This is a genomic window from Streptomyces sp. LS1784 (genome assembly GCF_020103755.1).
Lineage (GTDB): Bacteria > Actinomycetota > Actinomycetes > Streptomycetales > Streptomycetaceae > Kitasatospora.
Map to the genome: position 1 here is coordinate 1 of NZ_JAHSQD010000185.1, position 14,202 is coordinate 14,202.

The following is a 14,202-nucleotide window of genomic DNA, read 5'->3' on the forward strand; positions in this document are numbered from 1 at the left end:
CCGACCGCCCCACCGGGCGCCCGCGCGGCCACTGACCGCCCGGGCGGCACGCGCGCGGACGACCGGATCCGCCGGATCGCCGGCCCGCCGCCGACCGGTCCCGGACCAGCGCGAATACCGCCGCACCCGATCTCACCAGGACCCGGATCGCGTAGCGTGGAGAGTTATGCGACTCGGTGTGCTCGACGTAGGTTCCAACACGGTCCACTTCCTCGTGGTGGACGCCCATCCGGGCGCTGCCCCGCTGCCCGCGTACTCGCACAAGGCCGAGCTGCGCCTCGCCGAGCTGCTGGACGCGGACGGCGCGATAAGCGAGGCCGGCATCGAGCGGCTGGTCGGCCACGTCTCCTCCTCGCTGCGGGTCGCCGAGGACAAGGGCGTCGTCGACATCCTCCCGTTCGCCACCTCCGCCGTGCGCGAGGCCACCAACGGCGAGGAGGTGCTGCGCCGGGTGACCGCCGAGACCGGCGTCGAGCTGCGCGTGCTCTCCGGGCAGGACGAGGCCCGGCTCACCTTCCTGGCCGTCCGCCGCTGGTTCGGCTGGTCCTCGGGCCGGCTGCTCAACCTGGACATCGGCGGCGGCTCGCTGGAGATCGCCTGCGGCCTGGACGAGCAGCCGGACGTCGCCTGTTCGCTGCCGCTGGGTGCCGGTCGGCTGACCGCCCGCTGGCTGCCGGGGGACGTCGCCGACCCGGAGGGGCTGCGCGGGCTGAGACGCCACATCCGGGCCGAGCTCGCCACCGTGGTCGGCGAGATCACCCGGCTCGGCCCGCCGCGGCACGCGGTCGCCACCTCCAAGACCTTCAAGCAGCTGGCCCGGATGACCGGCGCCGCCCCCGCCGACGCCGGCCCGTACACCGACCGCCGGCTCACCCGCAGCGGGCTGGCCGCCTGGCTGCCCCGGCTGTCCGCGATGACCGTCGCCGAGCGCGCGCGGATCCCCGGTGTCTCCGAGGGCCGGGCCAAGCAGGTGCTGGCCGGTGCGCTGGTCGCCGACGCCGCGATGGACCTGTTCGGCCTGGACGAGCTGGACGTCTGCCCGTGGGCGCTGCGCGAGGGCATCATCCTGCGCCGTCTGGACGCCATGGACAGCCCCGCCGACCGCCGCCGTCCGGCGCTCACCCCGTAACCCGGCGCGCCCGGGACGCCCGCCCCGGTTCGCCACCGATCGGTGACCGATCGACCACCGATCGACCACCGATCGACCACCGATCGACCGTCCCCGACACAACGTGCCGATGGTCACTGCGCCTGTCGGCCCGCCCCGTTCGCAGCGTGCTCCGCTTACGCTGTCTCCCGTGGTGCAACCAGCGGGCGAGGACCGAACGCAGGAGGGCCGCACTCCCGGGAACGGGCAGTCGCGGTCGGACGGCCCGCGCCGCCGGCTCGGCAAGGCGGTCACGGGCGCCACCGCCGCCCAGGCCGCGAAGCAGGCCGCGAAGGCGGTCAAGGCCGCCCAGCGCACCGCGAAGACGGCCGCAGCGAAGACGGCAGCGGCCAAGACGGCAGCGGCGAGGACGGCCGCCACGAAGACAGCCGCCGCGAGGACGACCGCGGCGAAACCGGCCACCACGAAGCAGGCCACCGCCGGGAAGCCCGCCCCGAAGCAGGCCACCGCGAAGAAGCCCGCCCCGAAGGAGACCCGCACCGCCCGGGCCGCCGGCGCCGCCAAGGCCGCCGTCCAGTCCGTCCGCTCGGTCAAGGCCGCCAAGCGCGACGCCGCCCGTCCGCCGCTGCTGCGCACCACCGACCGGCTGGTGCTGCCCCGGCACCCGGCCCTGCACATCCCCGACACCAAGGTGGTGCTGTCCACCGCCTCGGTGTACCCGGCGAGCACCGCCGTCGCCTTCGAGCTGGCCGCCAAGCTCGGCTACGACGGGGTCGAGGTGATGGTCTGGAACGACCCGGTCAGCCAGGACATCGACGCCCTGCGCCGGCTCTCCGACGCCCACCAACTGCCCATCCTGGCCGTGCACGCGCCCTGCCTGCTGATCACCCAGCGGGTGTGGACCACCGACCCGTGGACCAAGCTGGTCCGGGCCCGGGCGGCGGCCGAGAAGCTCGGCGCGAGCGCCGTGGTCGTCCACCCGCCGTTCCGCTGGCAGCGCCAGTACGCCCGGGAGTTCGTCGAGGGCATCAACCGGATGGCGGGCGAGACCGACGTCCGCTTCGCCGTCGAGAACATGTACCCGTGGCGCTACCGCGACCGCGAGATGCTCGCGTACGCGCCCGGCTGGGACGTCACCGACGAGGAGTACCGGCACTTCACCATCGACCTCTCGCACGCCGCCACCTCCCGGATCGACACCTTCGCCATGGTCGAGCGGATGGGCGACCGGCTCGCCCACGTCCACCTGGCCGACGGCAGCGGCTCCGGAAAGGACGAACACCTGATCCCCGGCCGCGGCAAGCAGCCCTGCGCCGAGCTGCTGGAGCACCTGGCCCGCACCGGCTTCGACGGCCACGTGGTGCTGGAGGTCAACACCCGGCGCGCGGCCTCCCCCGCCGAACGCGAGGCCGATCTGGCCGAGGCGCTCGCCTTCACCCGCTTGCACCTGGCCACCCCCTCGCACGTACGCTGAGCCGTCCGGCCCGAGCGGTGCGAACCGCCCTACCGAGGGGGAAGAGTGACGAAGGATCAGGAGCCCGGCGAGCTGGGGGACTTCCGCGAGCTGGCGGGGAGTTTCGGCGCGGTGGCCGCCGCGTACGACCGCGGCCGCCCCGGCTACCCGGAGGAGCTGTTCGACGAGCTGGAGCGGCTCTGGGGCCGTGAGCTCAAGGGCGCCAGGGTGCTGGACGTCGGCGCCGGCACCGGCATCGCCACCCGCCTGCTGGCGGCCCGCGGCGCGGACGTCGTCGCCGTCGAGCCCTCCGCCGGGATGGCCGCGCAGTTCCAGTCCGTCTCACCGCACCTCCCGCTGGTCCGCGGCGGCGGCGACGACCTGCCCTTCCACGACGGCTCCGCCGACCTGGTCACCTACGCCCAGGCCTTCCACTGGACGCACCCCGAGAGGTCCGTCCCCGAGATTGTCCGGGTGCTGCGGCCCGGTGGCGCCGTCGCGGCCTGGTGGAACGTCTTCGACGAGACCGTCCCGTGGGTGCGCGCCCGCGGCGAGCGGCTGTCGGCCGCGCTGTCCGGCCGCTACCACGGCTACCAGGGGGTCGCCGGGCTGACCGCCCCCGCCGCCGACGCCGGGCTGGAGGTCTCCCGCACCAAGCTGCGCTGGCAGCGGCAGGTGCCCGTCGACCAGGTCGTCGACAACCTCACCTCGCGCTCCTACTTCGCCTCGCTCGCCCCCGAGCAGCGCGAACCGCTGCTCGCCACCGAGCGCGCGGCACTGCTGGCCGAGTTCCCGGACGGGCAGGTGGTCGAGCCGTACGTCGTGGACCTCACCGTGGCCGTCAAGCGGGGCTGAGGGCCGCCCGCCGCCTGCCCGCATCGCGGACGGACCGTCTGCCGGCCGGGCGGCGGGCGTAGGCTCGGTACCCACAGCGGCCCCCGAACCCTCCCGGCAGCGGGGAGCCGGCGAGCCCCGAAGGAGTGGAGCACAGTGCCCGAGCTGAGGTCCCGTACGGTCACCCACGGTCGCAACATGGCAGGCGCCCGGGCGCTTCTCCGGGCGGCCGGCGTAGCCCGCGAGGACTTCGGCAAGCCGATCATCGCGGTCGCCAACTCCTTCACCGAGTTCGTCCCCGGCCACACCCACCTCCAGCCGGTCGGCCGGATCGTCTCCGAGGCGATCAAGCGGGCGGGCGGCATCCCGCGCGAGTTCAACACCATCGCCGTGGACGACGGCATCGCGATGGGCCACGGCGGCATGCTGTACTCGCTGCCCTCGCGCGACCTGATCGCCGACTCGGTCGAGTACATGGTCAACGCGCACTGCGCCGACGCCCTGATCTGCATCTCCAACTGCGACAAGATCACCCCGGGCATGCTGATGGCCGCGCTGCGCCTCGACATCCCGACCGTGTTCGTCTCCGGCGGCCCGATGGAGGCCGGCAAGGCCACCCTGGTCGACGGCACCGTGCGCAAGCTCGACCTGGTCGACGCGATCTCCCAGGCGGTCAACGAGAACGTCTCCGACGAGGACATCGCGATCATCGAGGAGAACGCCTGCCCCACCTGCGGCTCGTGCTCCGGCATGTTCACCGCCAACTCGATGAACTGCCTGACCGAGGCGATCGGCCTCTCGCTGCCCGGCAACGGCTCGGTGCTCGCCACCCACACCGCCCGCCGGGCGCTGTACGAGAAGGCCGGGCAGACCGTCGTCGGGATCGCCAACCGCTACTACGGCGGCGACGACGCCTCGGTGCTGCCCCGGGCGATCGCCACCCGCGCCGCCTTCGAGAACGCCATGGCCCTGGACATCGCCATGGGCGGCTCGACCAACACCATCCTGCACCTGCTCGCCGCCGCCCAGGAGGCCGAGCTGGACTTCGACATGCGGGCCATCGACGCGATCTCCCGCAAGGTGCCCTGCCTGTCCAAGGTCGCGCCGAACGGCTCGTACTACATGGAGGACGTGCACCGGGCCGGCGGCATCCCGGCCATCCTGGGCGAGCTGTACCGGGCCGGGCTGCTCAACGAGGACGTCCACACCGTGCACGCCGACTCGCTCGCCGAGTGGCTCAAGACCTGGGACGTGCGCGGCGGCTCCCCGTCCGACGAGGCCGTCGAGCTGTGGCACGCCGCCCCCGGCTGCGTCCGCTCCGCCGAGGCCTTCTCGCAGTCCGAGCGCTGGGAGTCGCTGGACACCGACGCCGCCAGGGGCTGCATCCGCAGCGCCGAGCACGCCTACTCGGTCGAGGGCGGCCTGGCCGTGCTGTACGGCAACCTCGCCGAGGACGGCTGCATCGTGAAGACCGCCGGCGTGGACGAGTCGATCTGGACCTTCAGCGGCCCGGCCGTCGTGGTCGAGTCCCAGGAGGACGCGGTCGAGGCGATCCTCGCCAAGCGGGTCAAGGAGGGCGACGTCGTCGTCATCCGCTACGAGGGCCCCAAGGGCGGCCCGGGCATGCAGGAGATGCTCTACCCGACCTCCTTCCTCAAGGGCCGGGGCCTGGGCAAGGCCTGCGCGCTGGTCACCGACGGCCGCTTCTCCGGTGGCACCTCGGGCCTGTCCATCGGCCACGCCTCCCCGGAGGCGGCCTCCGGCGGCACCATCGCGCTGGTCGAGGACGGCGACACCATCGCCATCGACATCCCCGGCCGCCGGATCTCCCTGGAGGTCCCGGACGAGGTCCTGGCCGAGCGCCGCCGCACCCTGGAGGCCGCGGGCGGCTACCGGCCGAAGAACCGCGACCGGCTGGTCAGCCAGGCCCTGCGGGCCTACGCGGCGATGGCCACCTCGGCGGACAAGGGCGCCGTCCGGGACGTGAGCAAGCTCGGCTGAGCCCGTACGGAACGAGGAGGAGCCGTCCCGCAGGCCGGGACGGCTCCTCCGTCGCATGTGGCGGTCGGGTGATAATCGACGGCGTGAGCGAGCAGCCCCCCATCTCCGCCCCCGCCTCCGCCGGCACCCCCGAGCCGGAGCCGATCCGCTTCTTCGGCACCACCTGGCTCAACCGGGACAACGGCTACTGGCTGCGCCGGGTCGGCGTCTCGGCCGGTGCCCTGGCCGCGACCGCCGCCGCCGTGCTGGTGCTGCGCTTCGGCGTCGAGGGCGTCGCGCTCTCCGACAGCGGCGGCTTCGTGAACGGGCTGCTGACCGCCGCCATCGTGGTCTGCTCGATGATGGCCGTGCGGCGCACCTGGAAGGTGCTCACCGAGGGCAAGGACCGGTTGACCGGCTGGATGGCCGAGGACACGTCGCTCGGCGCGGTCTGGCTGATCGGCGGGGCCGGCTCCCTGGCCGCCTACTTCGTCCGCAGCCTGGTCGAGGCCCCCGGCGAGGGCGTCAAGCGGGCCGCCTACCAGCGGGCCGTCGAGCAGCACGGGAAGCGCCGGGCGGGGCGCAGTGGCGGGCCCGGCGCCAAGCGCAAGCGCTGACCGTCAGCTGCGGCCGACGGTGCCGCACCCGGTGTTCACCCCGCTTCGTCCGGACCCGCGCCGCTGCCTGGTCCTCCGGCCGCTCAGTCCTTGCCGCGGGCCTGCTTGACCGACCCGACCACCCCGGCGATCGCCAGCAGCAGGCCGGCCGGCAGCAGCGAGATGAAGAAGGCGTCGAACAGGTCCGCGTCGCCGAGGAACAGCTGGGCCAGCGTGTTCAGCGCCAGCAGGCCGCCGGCCGCCGGGAGCGCCGACTGCCACGGGTGCTCGTTCGCCCAGCGGCGCAGCCGCCGGTCGGCGGTGTCGTGCCGCAGTCGGCCGCCGACGGTGGCGACCAGGAAGAAGAAGAACAGGCCCCAGCCGGCCGGTGAGGCCAGCATGCTCAGCGACCAGTTCCCGGAGATCGCCTCGATCCCCAGGGCCGTCGCCCCCACCACCGCACCGACCCCCGCGGCGGTCCGCCACGGACCCACGGTCGCCGAGGCGACGGCGAGTTGCCGGTTCTCACGTCGGGACATTTCGTCGTGTGCCATGGCTCCACGGTGCGCCCGCCGGAGCCGGGAGGCCATAGGGGAAACCCCCGAGATTTCTCCCTAGGGGCAGGGTCGTTCGGGTCCGTCGCGACCACGGAGCGGACGGTCCCCGCGGGTGCCACCGGGCGGTGCGAGGATGGCCGCAGCACCGAGGCAAGGAGTGGACCATGGGCAGCAGCGCAGCACACGGACAGAAGATCGCCTTCCTGGGCACCGGCAAGATCGGCGAGGCCCTGCTCTCCGGTCTGCTGCGGGCCGGCAAGAACCCGGCCGACGTCCTGGTGACCGCCCGCCGCCCCGAGCGCGCGGTCGAACTCGCGGCCCGCTACGGCGTGGTGGCCGTCTCCAACATCGAGGCCGCCAAGCTCGCCGACACCCTGATCCTCGCGGTCAAGCCGCAGGACATGGGCGCCCTGCTGGAGGAGCTGGCCCCGCACGTCGGTCCGGACCGGCTGGTGATCTCGGCCGCGGCCGGCGTCCCCACCGCCTGGTTCGAGGAGCGGTTGGCGCCGGGCACCCCGGTGGTCCGGGTGATGCCCAACACCCCGGTCCTGGTGGACGAGGGGATGAGCGTCATCTCGGCCGGCTCGCACGCGGGCGAGGAGCACCTGGTGCGCGCCGAGGAGATCTTCAGCTCGGTCGGCAAGGCGCTGCGGCTGCCCGAGTCCCAGCAGGACGCGGCCACCGCGCTGTCGGGCTCCGGTCCGGCCTACTTCTACTTCCTGGTCGAGGCGATGACCGACGCCGGCATCCTGCTCGGGCTGCCCCGGCAGGTGGCGCACGACCTGATCGTGCAGTCCGCGATCGGCGCCTCGGTGATGCTGCGCGACTCCGGCGAGCACCCGGTGAAGCTGCGCGAGGCGGTCACCTCCCCGGCCGGCACCACCATCGCGGCGATCCGCGAGCTGGAGAACCACGGGGTGCGGGCCGCCCTGCTCGGCGCCCTGGAGGCGGCCCGGGACCGCTCCCGGGAGCTGGCCTCGGGCGGGAAGTAGCGGGAGGCAGCGGGAAACGGTCCGCGGAAGCCCGCGGCGGAAGTCCCTGCGCGACCCCTCCCGCAATCGCGGCGCACCCCCTACGCTCTCGCCAACATCGTCCTACCGGTCGGTAGCGAGGTCGCCTGGAGGTCCGCTTGAGTGCCGCACCCCCCACGATCCCGCCCGGCCTGCGCGCCGGGCGGGCCGCGCTCGCCGTCAGCTTCCTGCTCCAGGGCACCGTCTTCGCCCTGCTGGTCACCTGCATCCCGGAGATCCAGCGCCGGTACGGGCTGAGCGACGGGCTGCTGCCGGTCTTCCTGGCCGCGGTGCCGGTCCTGGCCGGGGTCGGTTCGATCCTCTCCGAGCAGTTGGTGAAGCGCACCGGCGCGCGGACCGTCCTGCGGGTGGTCCAGCCCGCCGTCTGCCTCAGCCTGGCGGCCGTCGGGCTGGGCGGCACGCTGTGGCAACTCGCCCTGGCGCTCGGCGCGTTCGGGCTGCTGGTGGGCGCGTTGGACGCCAGTATGAACATGCTCGGGGTGGGGCTCCAGCACCGCTACGGCCGTTCGATCATGATCGGATTCCATGCCGCGTTCAGCCTCGGCGGCATCCTCGGCGCGGCCCTGGCGGGCCTCGGCTCGCACTACGCCCTCGGACTGCCGGTGCTGTTCGGCACGGCCGCCGCGGTGGTCGCCCCCCTCGCGGTGCTGACCGGCATCCGGTTCTCGGGCCCGGCCGAACTCGGCGACGCCGTCCGGGAGGCCGCCGAGGCCGCCGCCCGGTCCGTCCCCTGGCGTCCGCTGCTGCCGCTCTGCCTGGCGATGGCCTTCGCGTACATCGCGGACGCCTCGGTCTCCAACTACAGCGTCAAGTACCTCACCGACGGGCTGGGCAGCCCGGAGGACATCGCCAAGCTCTCCTACCTGGGCTACATGGTCGCGATGCTGCTCGGCCGCGCCCTGGGCGACCGCGCGGTGCAGCGCTTCGGTGCCGTCCCGGTGGTCCGCGCCGGTGCCGCGCTGGCCGCGCTCGGCTTCGCGGTGGCCGCCCTCGCGCCCGCCGCCTGGGCGGGCATCGCCGGTTTCACCGTGCTGGGCTTCGGCATCTGCGCGATCATCCCGCAGGTGTTCGCGGCCGGCGGCCGGCTCTTCCCGGCCGACTCGGACGCCGCTGTGGCCCGGCTCAACCTCTTCAACTACGTGGGTTTCCTGCTGGGTTCGCCGCTGGTCGGGGCGATCGCGGACGCGAGCTCGTACCGCTGGGCGCTGCTCGCCCCGATGCTGCTGGTGCTCGCCGTCCTGCCGCTGGCCGACCGCTTCGCCCCGGCACCGGCCCTGGCCCCCGCCGTCGGGTGACGGCGGGGGCGGTCGACGGGGCGTGGGGTCAGCTGATCACGGTCTGGAGCTCGGGCAGCCCGAAGGTCCAGCCCTGGTCCTTGGCCGTGGTGGTGCCGCCCACCTGGCCGAACTCGTAGTAGACGTACGGCGCCCAGTTCAGTGTGTACGGTGCGGTGCCCCACGACGGGGTGTCGGTGATCTTGACGGTGAGCGTGACGCTCTTCGTCGCCCCGGGCGCGATCGGCGCGTTGAAGTGGAAGTTGGCGCTGTTCCCGTTGATCGCACAGTCGGAGGTGTCACCGGTGCAGCTGACGACGGTGAACGCTCCGGCCTGCGTGTTGGCCGGCCAGGTCGGCTGGACGGACTCGTAGGCGAAGTAGATGGCGCTGTTCTCGGTGTTGGTGAGGGACAGCGTCAGGGTCAGCTGGTCTCCCGCCTTCGCCGTCGACTTGTCGACCGCGAAGGTGGTGCCGCTGACCGCGGCGGAGGCCGGCTGGGCGGCGAGGAACACGCCAAATCCCAGTATTGCAGCGAGAATTACCCCAAGGCGTTGCACGCTGAATGGCTTCATGGCGGAGAGGATATGGAGTCGCAAAGCTTTTGTCTGCACCGCCTCGACACGTGCCTCCACAGCTGCCCCACAACTTCCGTGGTTTCATCGCGCACCTGCCGTCCGGCCACCCCCACGAGCACTGCCCCGGCGCGCCCTGGCGGCCGCCCGGCCACCGCCACCCGCTACGGTGGAGGCCATGCCCGAAGCCGAGCGTGACACCCCCTGCGGCCTGCACCTCTTCTGGGACGAGGCCGTCACCGCCTACGACTTCGGCCCCGGCCACCCGATGGACCCGACCCGGCTGGCCCTCACCATGCGCCTGGTCGAGGCACTCGGACTGAGTGCCGGGCCCGGGGTGACCGTCCGTTCCGCGCCGCCCGCCGGAGAGTCCACCCTCCGGCTGGTGCACACCCGGGAGTACATCGAGGCGGTCCGCGATGCCGCCGCCCACCCCGAGCGCTCCGACCCCCTGCACGGACTCGGCACCGACGACAACTGGTCCTTCCCGGCGATCCACTCGGCCTCCGCGCTGATCGCCGGCCAGTCCGTGGCCGCCGCCGAGGCGGTCTGGCGTGGCGAGACCCCGCACGCCGTCAACTTCGCCGGCGGGCTGCACCACGCGATGCCCGGCAAGGCCTCCGGCTTCTGCGTCTACAACGACCCGGCGCTGGCCATCGCCCGGCTGCTCGAACTCGGGGCCGAGCGGGTCGCCTACGTCGACGTGGACGTCCACCACGGCGACGGCGTCCAGGCGGCCTTCTGGAACGACCCCCGGGTGCTCACCGTCTCGCTGCACGAGCACCCCGCCACGCTCTTCCCGCAGACCGGCTGGTCGATCGAGACCGGCGGCGAGGAGGCCCCCGGCTCCGCCGCCAACCTGCCGCTGCCCGCGGGCACCGGCGACGCCGGCTGGCTGCGCGCCTTCCACGCCCTGGTGCCCGAACTGCTCGACGCCTTCCGGCCGCAGGTCCTGGTCACCCAGCACGGCGCCGACACGCACCTGGAGGACCCGCTCGCCCACCTCGCCGTCACCGTGGACGCCCAGCGGCTGATCGCCGAGGCGCTGCACGACCTCGCCCACCAGCACGCCGGCGGCCGCTGGGTGGCCACCGGCGGAGGCGGCTACGCCGTGGTGGACGTCGTCCCGCGCACCTGGACCCACCTGGTCGCCACCGCCGCCGCCCGGCCCGTCGACCCGGCCACCGAGACCCCCGAGTCCTGGCGCGCCGAGGTCTACCGCCGCACCCGCCGCCCGGCCCCGCTGCGGATGACCGACGGCGCCCGCCCGGTCTGGCGCGACTTCGACTCGGGTTACGATCCGGCCGACCGACTCGATCAGGCCATCCTCGCCACCCGCCGAGCGGTGTTCCCCCAGCACGGACTGCTGGCCTGAACCCGCCCCTCCCGACCGAGCCCGGCCCGGGCCGTGCGTACCCCGAGCGGTGCCATCCGCCGGGCGGCTACGTACTGCAACAGTCCTATCTCTCACCGTACGAGGACTGCACTTCCCCTCTTCCCACTGGTACCACCCATAACTACTCTGGGGATACACGTGTGCCGGTGGAGTCACCGGAGGGGAAGCCGGTGCCTTGCACACGGGTAAGGGTCGGGTGATGGTCATGAGTTCCGTCGAGCGCCCCCTTCAGGAAGTCGTCTTCCTGACCGTGGCGGAGGTCGCTGCGGTCATGCGGGTGTCCAAGATGACGGTGTACCGGCTGGTGCACAGCGGAGAGCTGCCGGCCATCCGGGTCGGACGGTCCTTCCGGGTGCCCCAGCAGGCGGTGCACGAGTACCTCAAGGAGTCCTACGTGCGGCTCGAGAGCGCGTAGCGGCGGCGCGCGGGTGCGGGGCCGCACCGGTGGGCCCCGCACCCGTTCGCCGGGGATTTCCCCCGAGTTCTCCGGCCGCCGGGGGCGCGATTTACAGCCCCGGGCAACCGGAAGGTAGGCTAGGCCCTCACGTCAGTCGTATGGACTCCGTCTCTCACGGGCGAGAGTCTCAGTGAGCGAGGGTTGTTCCGTGGGCTCTGTCATCAAGAAGCGTCGCAAGCGTATGGCCAAGAAGAAGCACCGCAAGCTTCTGAAGCGGACTCGCGTTCAGCGTCGCAACAAGAAGTAAGCGCCCCCGGCCGCGCCTAGCGCGCCCAGCGCTTCCACCGCCCGCCCGGGCCCGTCGTGGCCCGGGCGGGCGGTGTCGTTTCCCGGCCCGGTGGGGCGGCACGGTACGGTGCACGCAGGCCGCTCGGGTCGAGGGAATGGGGTGCAGCACCGTGGGTGTGGTCGTGCTCGTCACCGGCGTGGCACGCCATCTCGGTGCCCGCTTCGTCGCCGAGGTCCGCCGCCGGCCGGGCGTGGACCTGGTGGTCGGCGTGGACGTGCAGCCACCCGGGCTGCGGCCCGAGGAGCCGGCCGGCCCGGCCGCCCCGTACCGCTTCCACCAGCTCGACCTGCGCCGCCCGGTGCTCTCCCGGGTGCTCGCCGAGCACCAGGTGGACACCGTGGTGCACCTCAGCGTCAGCGCCACCGGGCTGGGCTCCACCAACCGCTCCGCGGTGAAGGAGTCCAACGTGATCGGCACCATGCAGCTGCTCGGCGCCTGCCAGAAGGCCCCCGGGGTGCGCCGACTGGTGGTGAAGTCCACCACCGGCGTCTACGGCTCCGCGCCCCGCGACCCGGCCGTGTTCAGCGAGCGGATGCAGCCCAAGGACCCGCCCGGCGGCGGCTTCGCCAAGGACGCGGCGGAGGTCGAGGGCTACGTGCGCGGCTTCGCCCGGCGCCGCCCGGACGTCGCGGTGACGGTGCTGCGCTTCGCCAACATCGTCGGTCCGAACGCGGACACGCCGCTCAGCGAGTACTTCGCGCTGCCCGTGCTGCCGACCGTCCTCGGCTACGACCCGCGGCTGCAGTTCGTGCACGAGGACGACGCCGTCGCCGTGCTCTGCCGGGCCGCCGACGAGCCCGCGCCGGGCACCGTCAACACCGGGACCTTCAACGTGGCGGGGGAGGGCGTCCTGCTGCTCTCCCAGTGCGCCCGCCGGCTCGGCCGGCCCATGCTGCCGCTGCTGCTGCCCGCGGTCAGCTGGATGGCCGCGCTGGCCCGGCAGACCCGGTTGGTGGACGTCTCGCCCGAGCAGTTGCGGCTGCTCACCCACGGCCGGGTGGTGGACACCGCGCGGCTGCGCGACACCTTGGGCTACCGTCCGGCGTTCAGCACTCCGGAGGCCTTCGCCGACTTCGCCGCCGCCGGGGGCCCGGGCCTGCTGCCGCCCGAGCGGCTGGCCGCCGCCACCGACCGGCTGACCGCCCTGCTCGGCCCGGAAGGGGCCGCGCCCGCCGGGCCGGACGCCGTACCGAACCGCCCCCGCCGACCGAGGAGCTGAACCCGCGATGAGTGCCGCAGCCGAGAACGCGCCGGGCGAGGCCAAGGTCATCCCGATCGAGTCCGCCCCCAGCTGGACCTCGCCCGAGGGGCCGAAACTGGCCGACCGGCTCGCCGGAGCCGTAGGCGGGGCGCTGGCCGGACCGCTCGGCCCGGCCGCCACCCGGCTGTTCGGCAAGGGCTGGGAGGGCCGCGCCGCCGAGGGGCTGGCCTTCCTGCGCCGCCGGATGACCGGTGACTACGAGGTGGACGAGTTCGGCTTCGACCGGGAGCTCACCGAGGAGGTGCTGCTCTCGCTGCTGCGCCCGTTGGCCGAGAAGTACTTCCGGATCGACGTCCAGGGCGTGGAGCACATCCCGGCCGAGGGCGGCGCGCTGATCGTCGCCAACCACTCCGGGACGATCCCGCTGGACGCCCTGATGACCCAGGTGGTCATCCACGACCACCACCCCGCCCGGCGGCACCTGCGGATGCTCGCCGCCGACCTGGTCTTCGTGCTGCCCGGCATCAACGAGCTGGCCCGCAAGGCCGGTCACACGCTGGCCTGCAACGAGGACGCCCAGGCCCTGCTGGAGCGCGGCGAGGTGGTCGGGGTCTGGCCGGAGGGCTTCAAGGGGATCGGCAAGCCGTTCTCCGAGCGCTACAAGCTCCAGCGGTTCGGCCGCGGCGGCTTCGTCGCCTCGGCGCTGCGGGCCCGGGTGCCGATCGTGCCCTGCTCGATCGTCGGGGCGGAGGAGACCTACCCGATGATCGGCAACGTGAAGACGCTGGCCCGGCTGCTGGGCCTGCCGTACGTGCCGATCACCCCGACCTTCCCGTGGCTGGGCCCGCTCGGGGTGCTGCCGCTGCCGACCAAGTGGACGATCCGCTTCGGCGAGCCGATCGCCACCGACACCTACCCGGCGGAGGCGGCGGACGACCCGATGCTGGTCTTCGACCTGGCCGACGAGGTGCGCGAGACCATCCAGCACACCCTCTACCAGCTGCTGGTGCAGCGGCGTTCGGTGTTCTTCTGACGCCGTTCTTCCGGCGGCGCTCTCCCGGGAGGCCGCCGGGTACGGCGAGGGCCCGGCGGATATCGCACTCCGCCGGGCCCTCGCCGACCTGCCGTCAGCCGCCCAGGATGTGCAGCCCGGGCAGCAGGTCCGGGAGCAGCGGGGGCACCTCGACGCCCTGCGGCTGGGCCGCGTTCGGGGCGCCGGGCGTGGTCGGCCGCGGTGCCTGCGGCGGGGCCGCGTCGGCGCTCGGAGAGGGCTTGGTGCCGGTGAGCCCGCTGGTGAGGCCGCCGACCAGGCCGTTGACGGCATCCGGGGCGCTGCTGGGCAGGGTGTCCGGCAGGACGCCGCCCTTGCCGGAGGCGCCGGAGCCGGAGCCGGTCGGGGCGTGCTCGGTGGCGCCGGGGCGGTTGCCGGCGCCGGAGCCCGGGGCCCTGTCG

At 73.6% G+C, this 14,202-nt stretch carries 14 protein-coding genes and 1 pseudogene; 12 read left to right on the forward strand and 3 right to left on the reverse strand.

The window, feature by feature from the left end:
* Positions 1-166 precede the first annotated feature (166 nt).
* The 5 genes from KS423_RS21390 (at position 167) to KS423_RS21410 (ending at position 5,992) form a co-directional block, all read left to right on the forward strand.
* Positions 167-1,129 carry a Ppx/GppA phosphatase family protein gene (locus KS423_RS21390; RefSeq protein WP_224281182.1) on the forward strand — a complete coding sequence of 321 codons (963 nt, stop codon included), beginning with the start codon at positions 167-169 and terminating at the stop codon, positions 1,127-1,129.
* A gap of 649 nt (positions 1,130-1,778) precedes the next feature.
* The gene (locus tag KS423_RS21395; RefSeq protein WP_224281193.1) at positions 1,779-2,582 is read left to right on the forward strand and encodes a sugar phosphate isomerase/epimerase; all 804 of its coding nucleotides are present in this window, start codon (positions 1,779-1,781) and stop codon (positions 2,580-2,582) included.
* Between the two features lie 45 nt (positions 2,583-2,627).
* Positions 2,628-3,416, forward strand: coding sequence for a class I SAM-dependent methyltransferase (locus tag KS423_RS21400; protein ID WP_224281183.1), 789 nt, complete (start codon positions 2,628-2,630; stop codon positions 3,414-3,416).
* Between the two features lie 135 nt (positions 3,417-3,551).
* Positions 3,552-5,396, forward strand: coding sequence for a dihydroxy-acid dehydratase (ilvD, locus tag KS423_RS21405; RefSeq protein ID WP_224281184.1), 1,845 nt, complete (start codon positions 3,552-3,554; stop codon positions 5,394-5,396).
* An 83-nt stretch (positions 5,397-5,479) separates the two neighbouring features.
* A complete protein-coding gene (locus tag KS423_RS21410) occupies positions 5,480-5,992 on the forward strand; it encodes an EamA/RhaT family transporter (RefSeq protein ID WP_224281185.1) in 513 nt (170 codons plus the stop codon).
* 83 nt (positions 5,993-6,075) lie between these two features.
* On the opposite strand, the gene KS423_RS21415 is transcribed toward KS423_RS21410, so the two are convergent.
* Entirely contained in the window at positions 6,076-6,525 is a 450-nt protein-coding gene (locus KS423_RS21415) for a hypothetical protein (protein WP_224281186.1), read from the reverse strand.
* A gap of 167 nt (positions 6,526-6,692) precedes the next feature.
* On the opposite strand from KS423_RS21415, the gene proC reads away from it, so the two are divergent.
* Together proC and KS423_RS21425 are read left to right on the forward strand one after the other, a co-directional pair.
* Positions 6,693-7,520, forward strand: a complete 828-nt coding sequence (gene proC, locus KS423_RS21420) for a pyrroline-5-carboxylate reductase (protein ID WP_224281187.1) — start codon at positions 6,693-6,695, stop codon at positions 7,518-7,520.
* 137 nt (positions 7,521-7,657) lie between these two features.
* The gene (locus KS423_RS21425) at positions 7,658-8,854 is read left to right on the forward strand and encodes an MFS transporter (RefSeq protein WP_224281188.1); all 1,197 of its coding nucleotides are present in this window, start codon (positions 7,658-7,660) and stop codon (positions 8,852-8,854) included.
* 28 nt (positions 8,855-8,882) lie between these two features.
* On the opposite strand, the gene KS423_RS21430 is transcribed toward KS423_RS21425, so the two are convergent.
* A complete protein-coding gene (locus KS423_RS21430; protein WP_224281189.1) occupies positions 8,883-9,347 on the reverse strand; it encodes a hypothetical protein in 465 nt (154 codons plus the stop codon).
* Positions 9,348-9,585: 238 nt separating this feature from the next.
* On the opposite strand from KS423_RS21430, the gene KS423_RS21435 reads away from it, so the two are divergent.
* The 5 genes from KS423_RS21435 to KS423_RS21455 all read left to right on the forward strand — a co-directional run bounded on the left by KS423_RS21435 (position 9,586) and on the right by KS423_RS21455 (position 13,783).
* Positions 9,586-10,782 (forward strand): acetoin utilization protein AcuC, encoded by a 1,197-nt coding sequence (locus tag KS423_RS21435; protein WP_224281190.1) that lies wholly within the window; start codon positions 9,586-9,588, stop codon positions 10,780-10,782.
* Positions 10,783-11,008: 226 nt separating this feature from the next.
* Positions 11,009-11,218: a helix-turn-helix domain-containing protein gene (locus KS423_RS21440; RefSeq protein ID WP_045699258.1), complete on the forward strand. Its 210-nt coding sequence runs from the start codon at positions 11,009-11,011 to the stop codon at positions 11,216-11,218.
* A 190-nt stretch (positions 11,219-11,408) separates the two neighbouring features.
* A complete protein-coding gene (locus tag KS423_RS21445) occupies positions 11,409-11,507 on the forward strand; it encodes a 30S ribosomal protein bS22 (protein ID WP_003948845.1) in 99 nt (32 codons plus the stop codon).
* Between the two features lie 151 nt (positions 11,508-11,658).
* On the forward strand, positions 11,659-12,768 hold the full coding sequence (locus KS423_RS21450; protein WP_224281191.1) for an NAD-dependent epimerase/dehydratase family protein: 1,110 nt from the start codon (positions 11,659-11,661) through the stop codon (positions 12,766-12,768).
* Positions 12,769-12,775: 7 nt separating this feature from the next.
* The gene (locus tag KS423_RS21455; protein WP_224281192.1) at positions 12,776-13,783 is read left to right on the forward strand and encodes a lysophospholipid acyltransferase family protein; all 1,008 of its coding nucleotides are present in this window, start codon (positions 12,776-12,778) and stop codon (positions 13,781-13,783) included.
* 94 nt (positions 13,784-13,877) lie between these two features.
* Here KS423_RS21455 and KS423_RS21460 read toward each other — a convergent pair.
* Positions 13,878-14,202 (reverse strand): annotated as a pseudogene (locus KS423_RS21460) (hypothetical protein); the annotation flags it as partial.

Coding starts and splice junctions, on each gene's coding strand:
- KS423_RS21455 (WP_224281192.1), top strand. CDS start 12,776: ATGAGTGCCGCAGCCGAGAACGCGCCGGGCGAGGCCAAGGTCATCCCG.
- KS423_RS21440 (WP_045699258.1), top strand. CDS start 11,009: ATGAGTTCCGTCGAGCGCCCCCTTCAGGAAGTCGTCTTCCTGACCGTG.
- KS423_RS21435 (WP_224281190.1), top strand. CDS start 9,586: ATGCCCGAAGCCGAGCGTGACACCCCCTGCGGCCTGCACCTCTTCTGG.
- KS423_RS21390 (WP_224281182.1), top strand. CDS start 167: ATGCGACTCGGTGTGCTCGACGTAGGTTCCAACACGGTCCACTTCCTC.
- KS423_RS21415 (WP_224281186.1), bottom strand. CDS start 6,525: ATGGCACACGACGAAATGTCCCGACGTGAGAACCGGCAACTCGCCGTC.
- proC (WP_224281187.1), top strand. CDS start 6,693: ATGGGCAGCAGCGCAGCACACGGACAGAAGATCGCCTTCCTGGGCACC.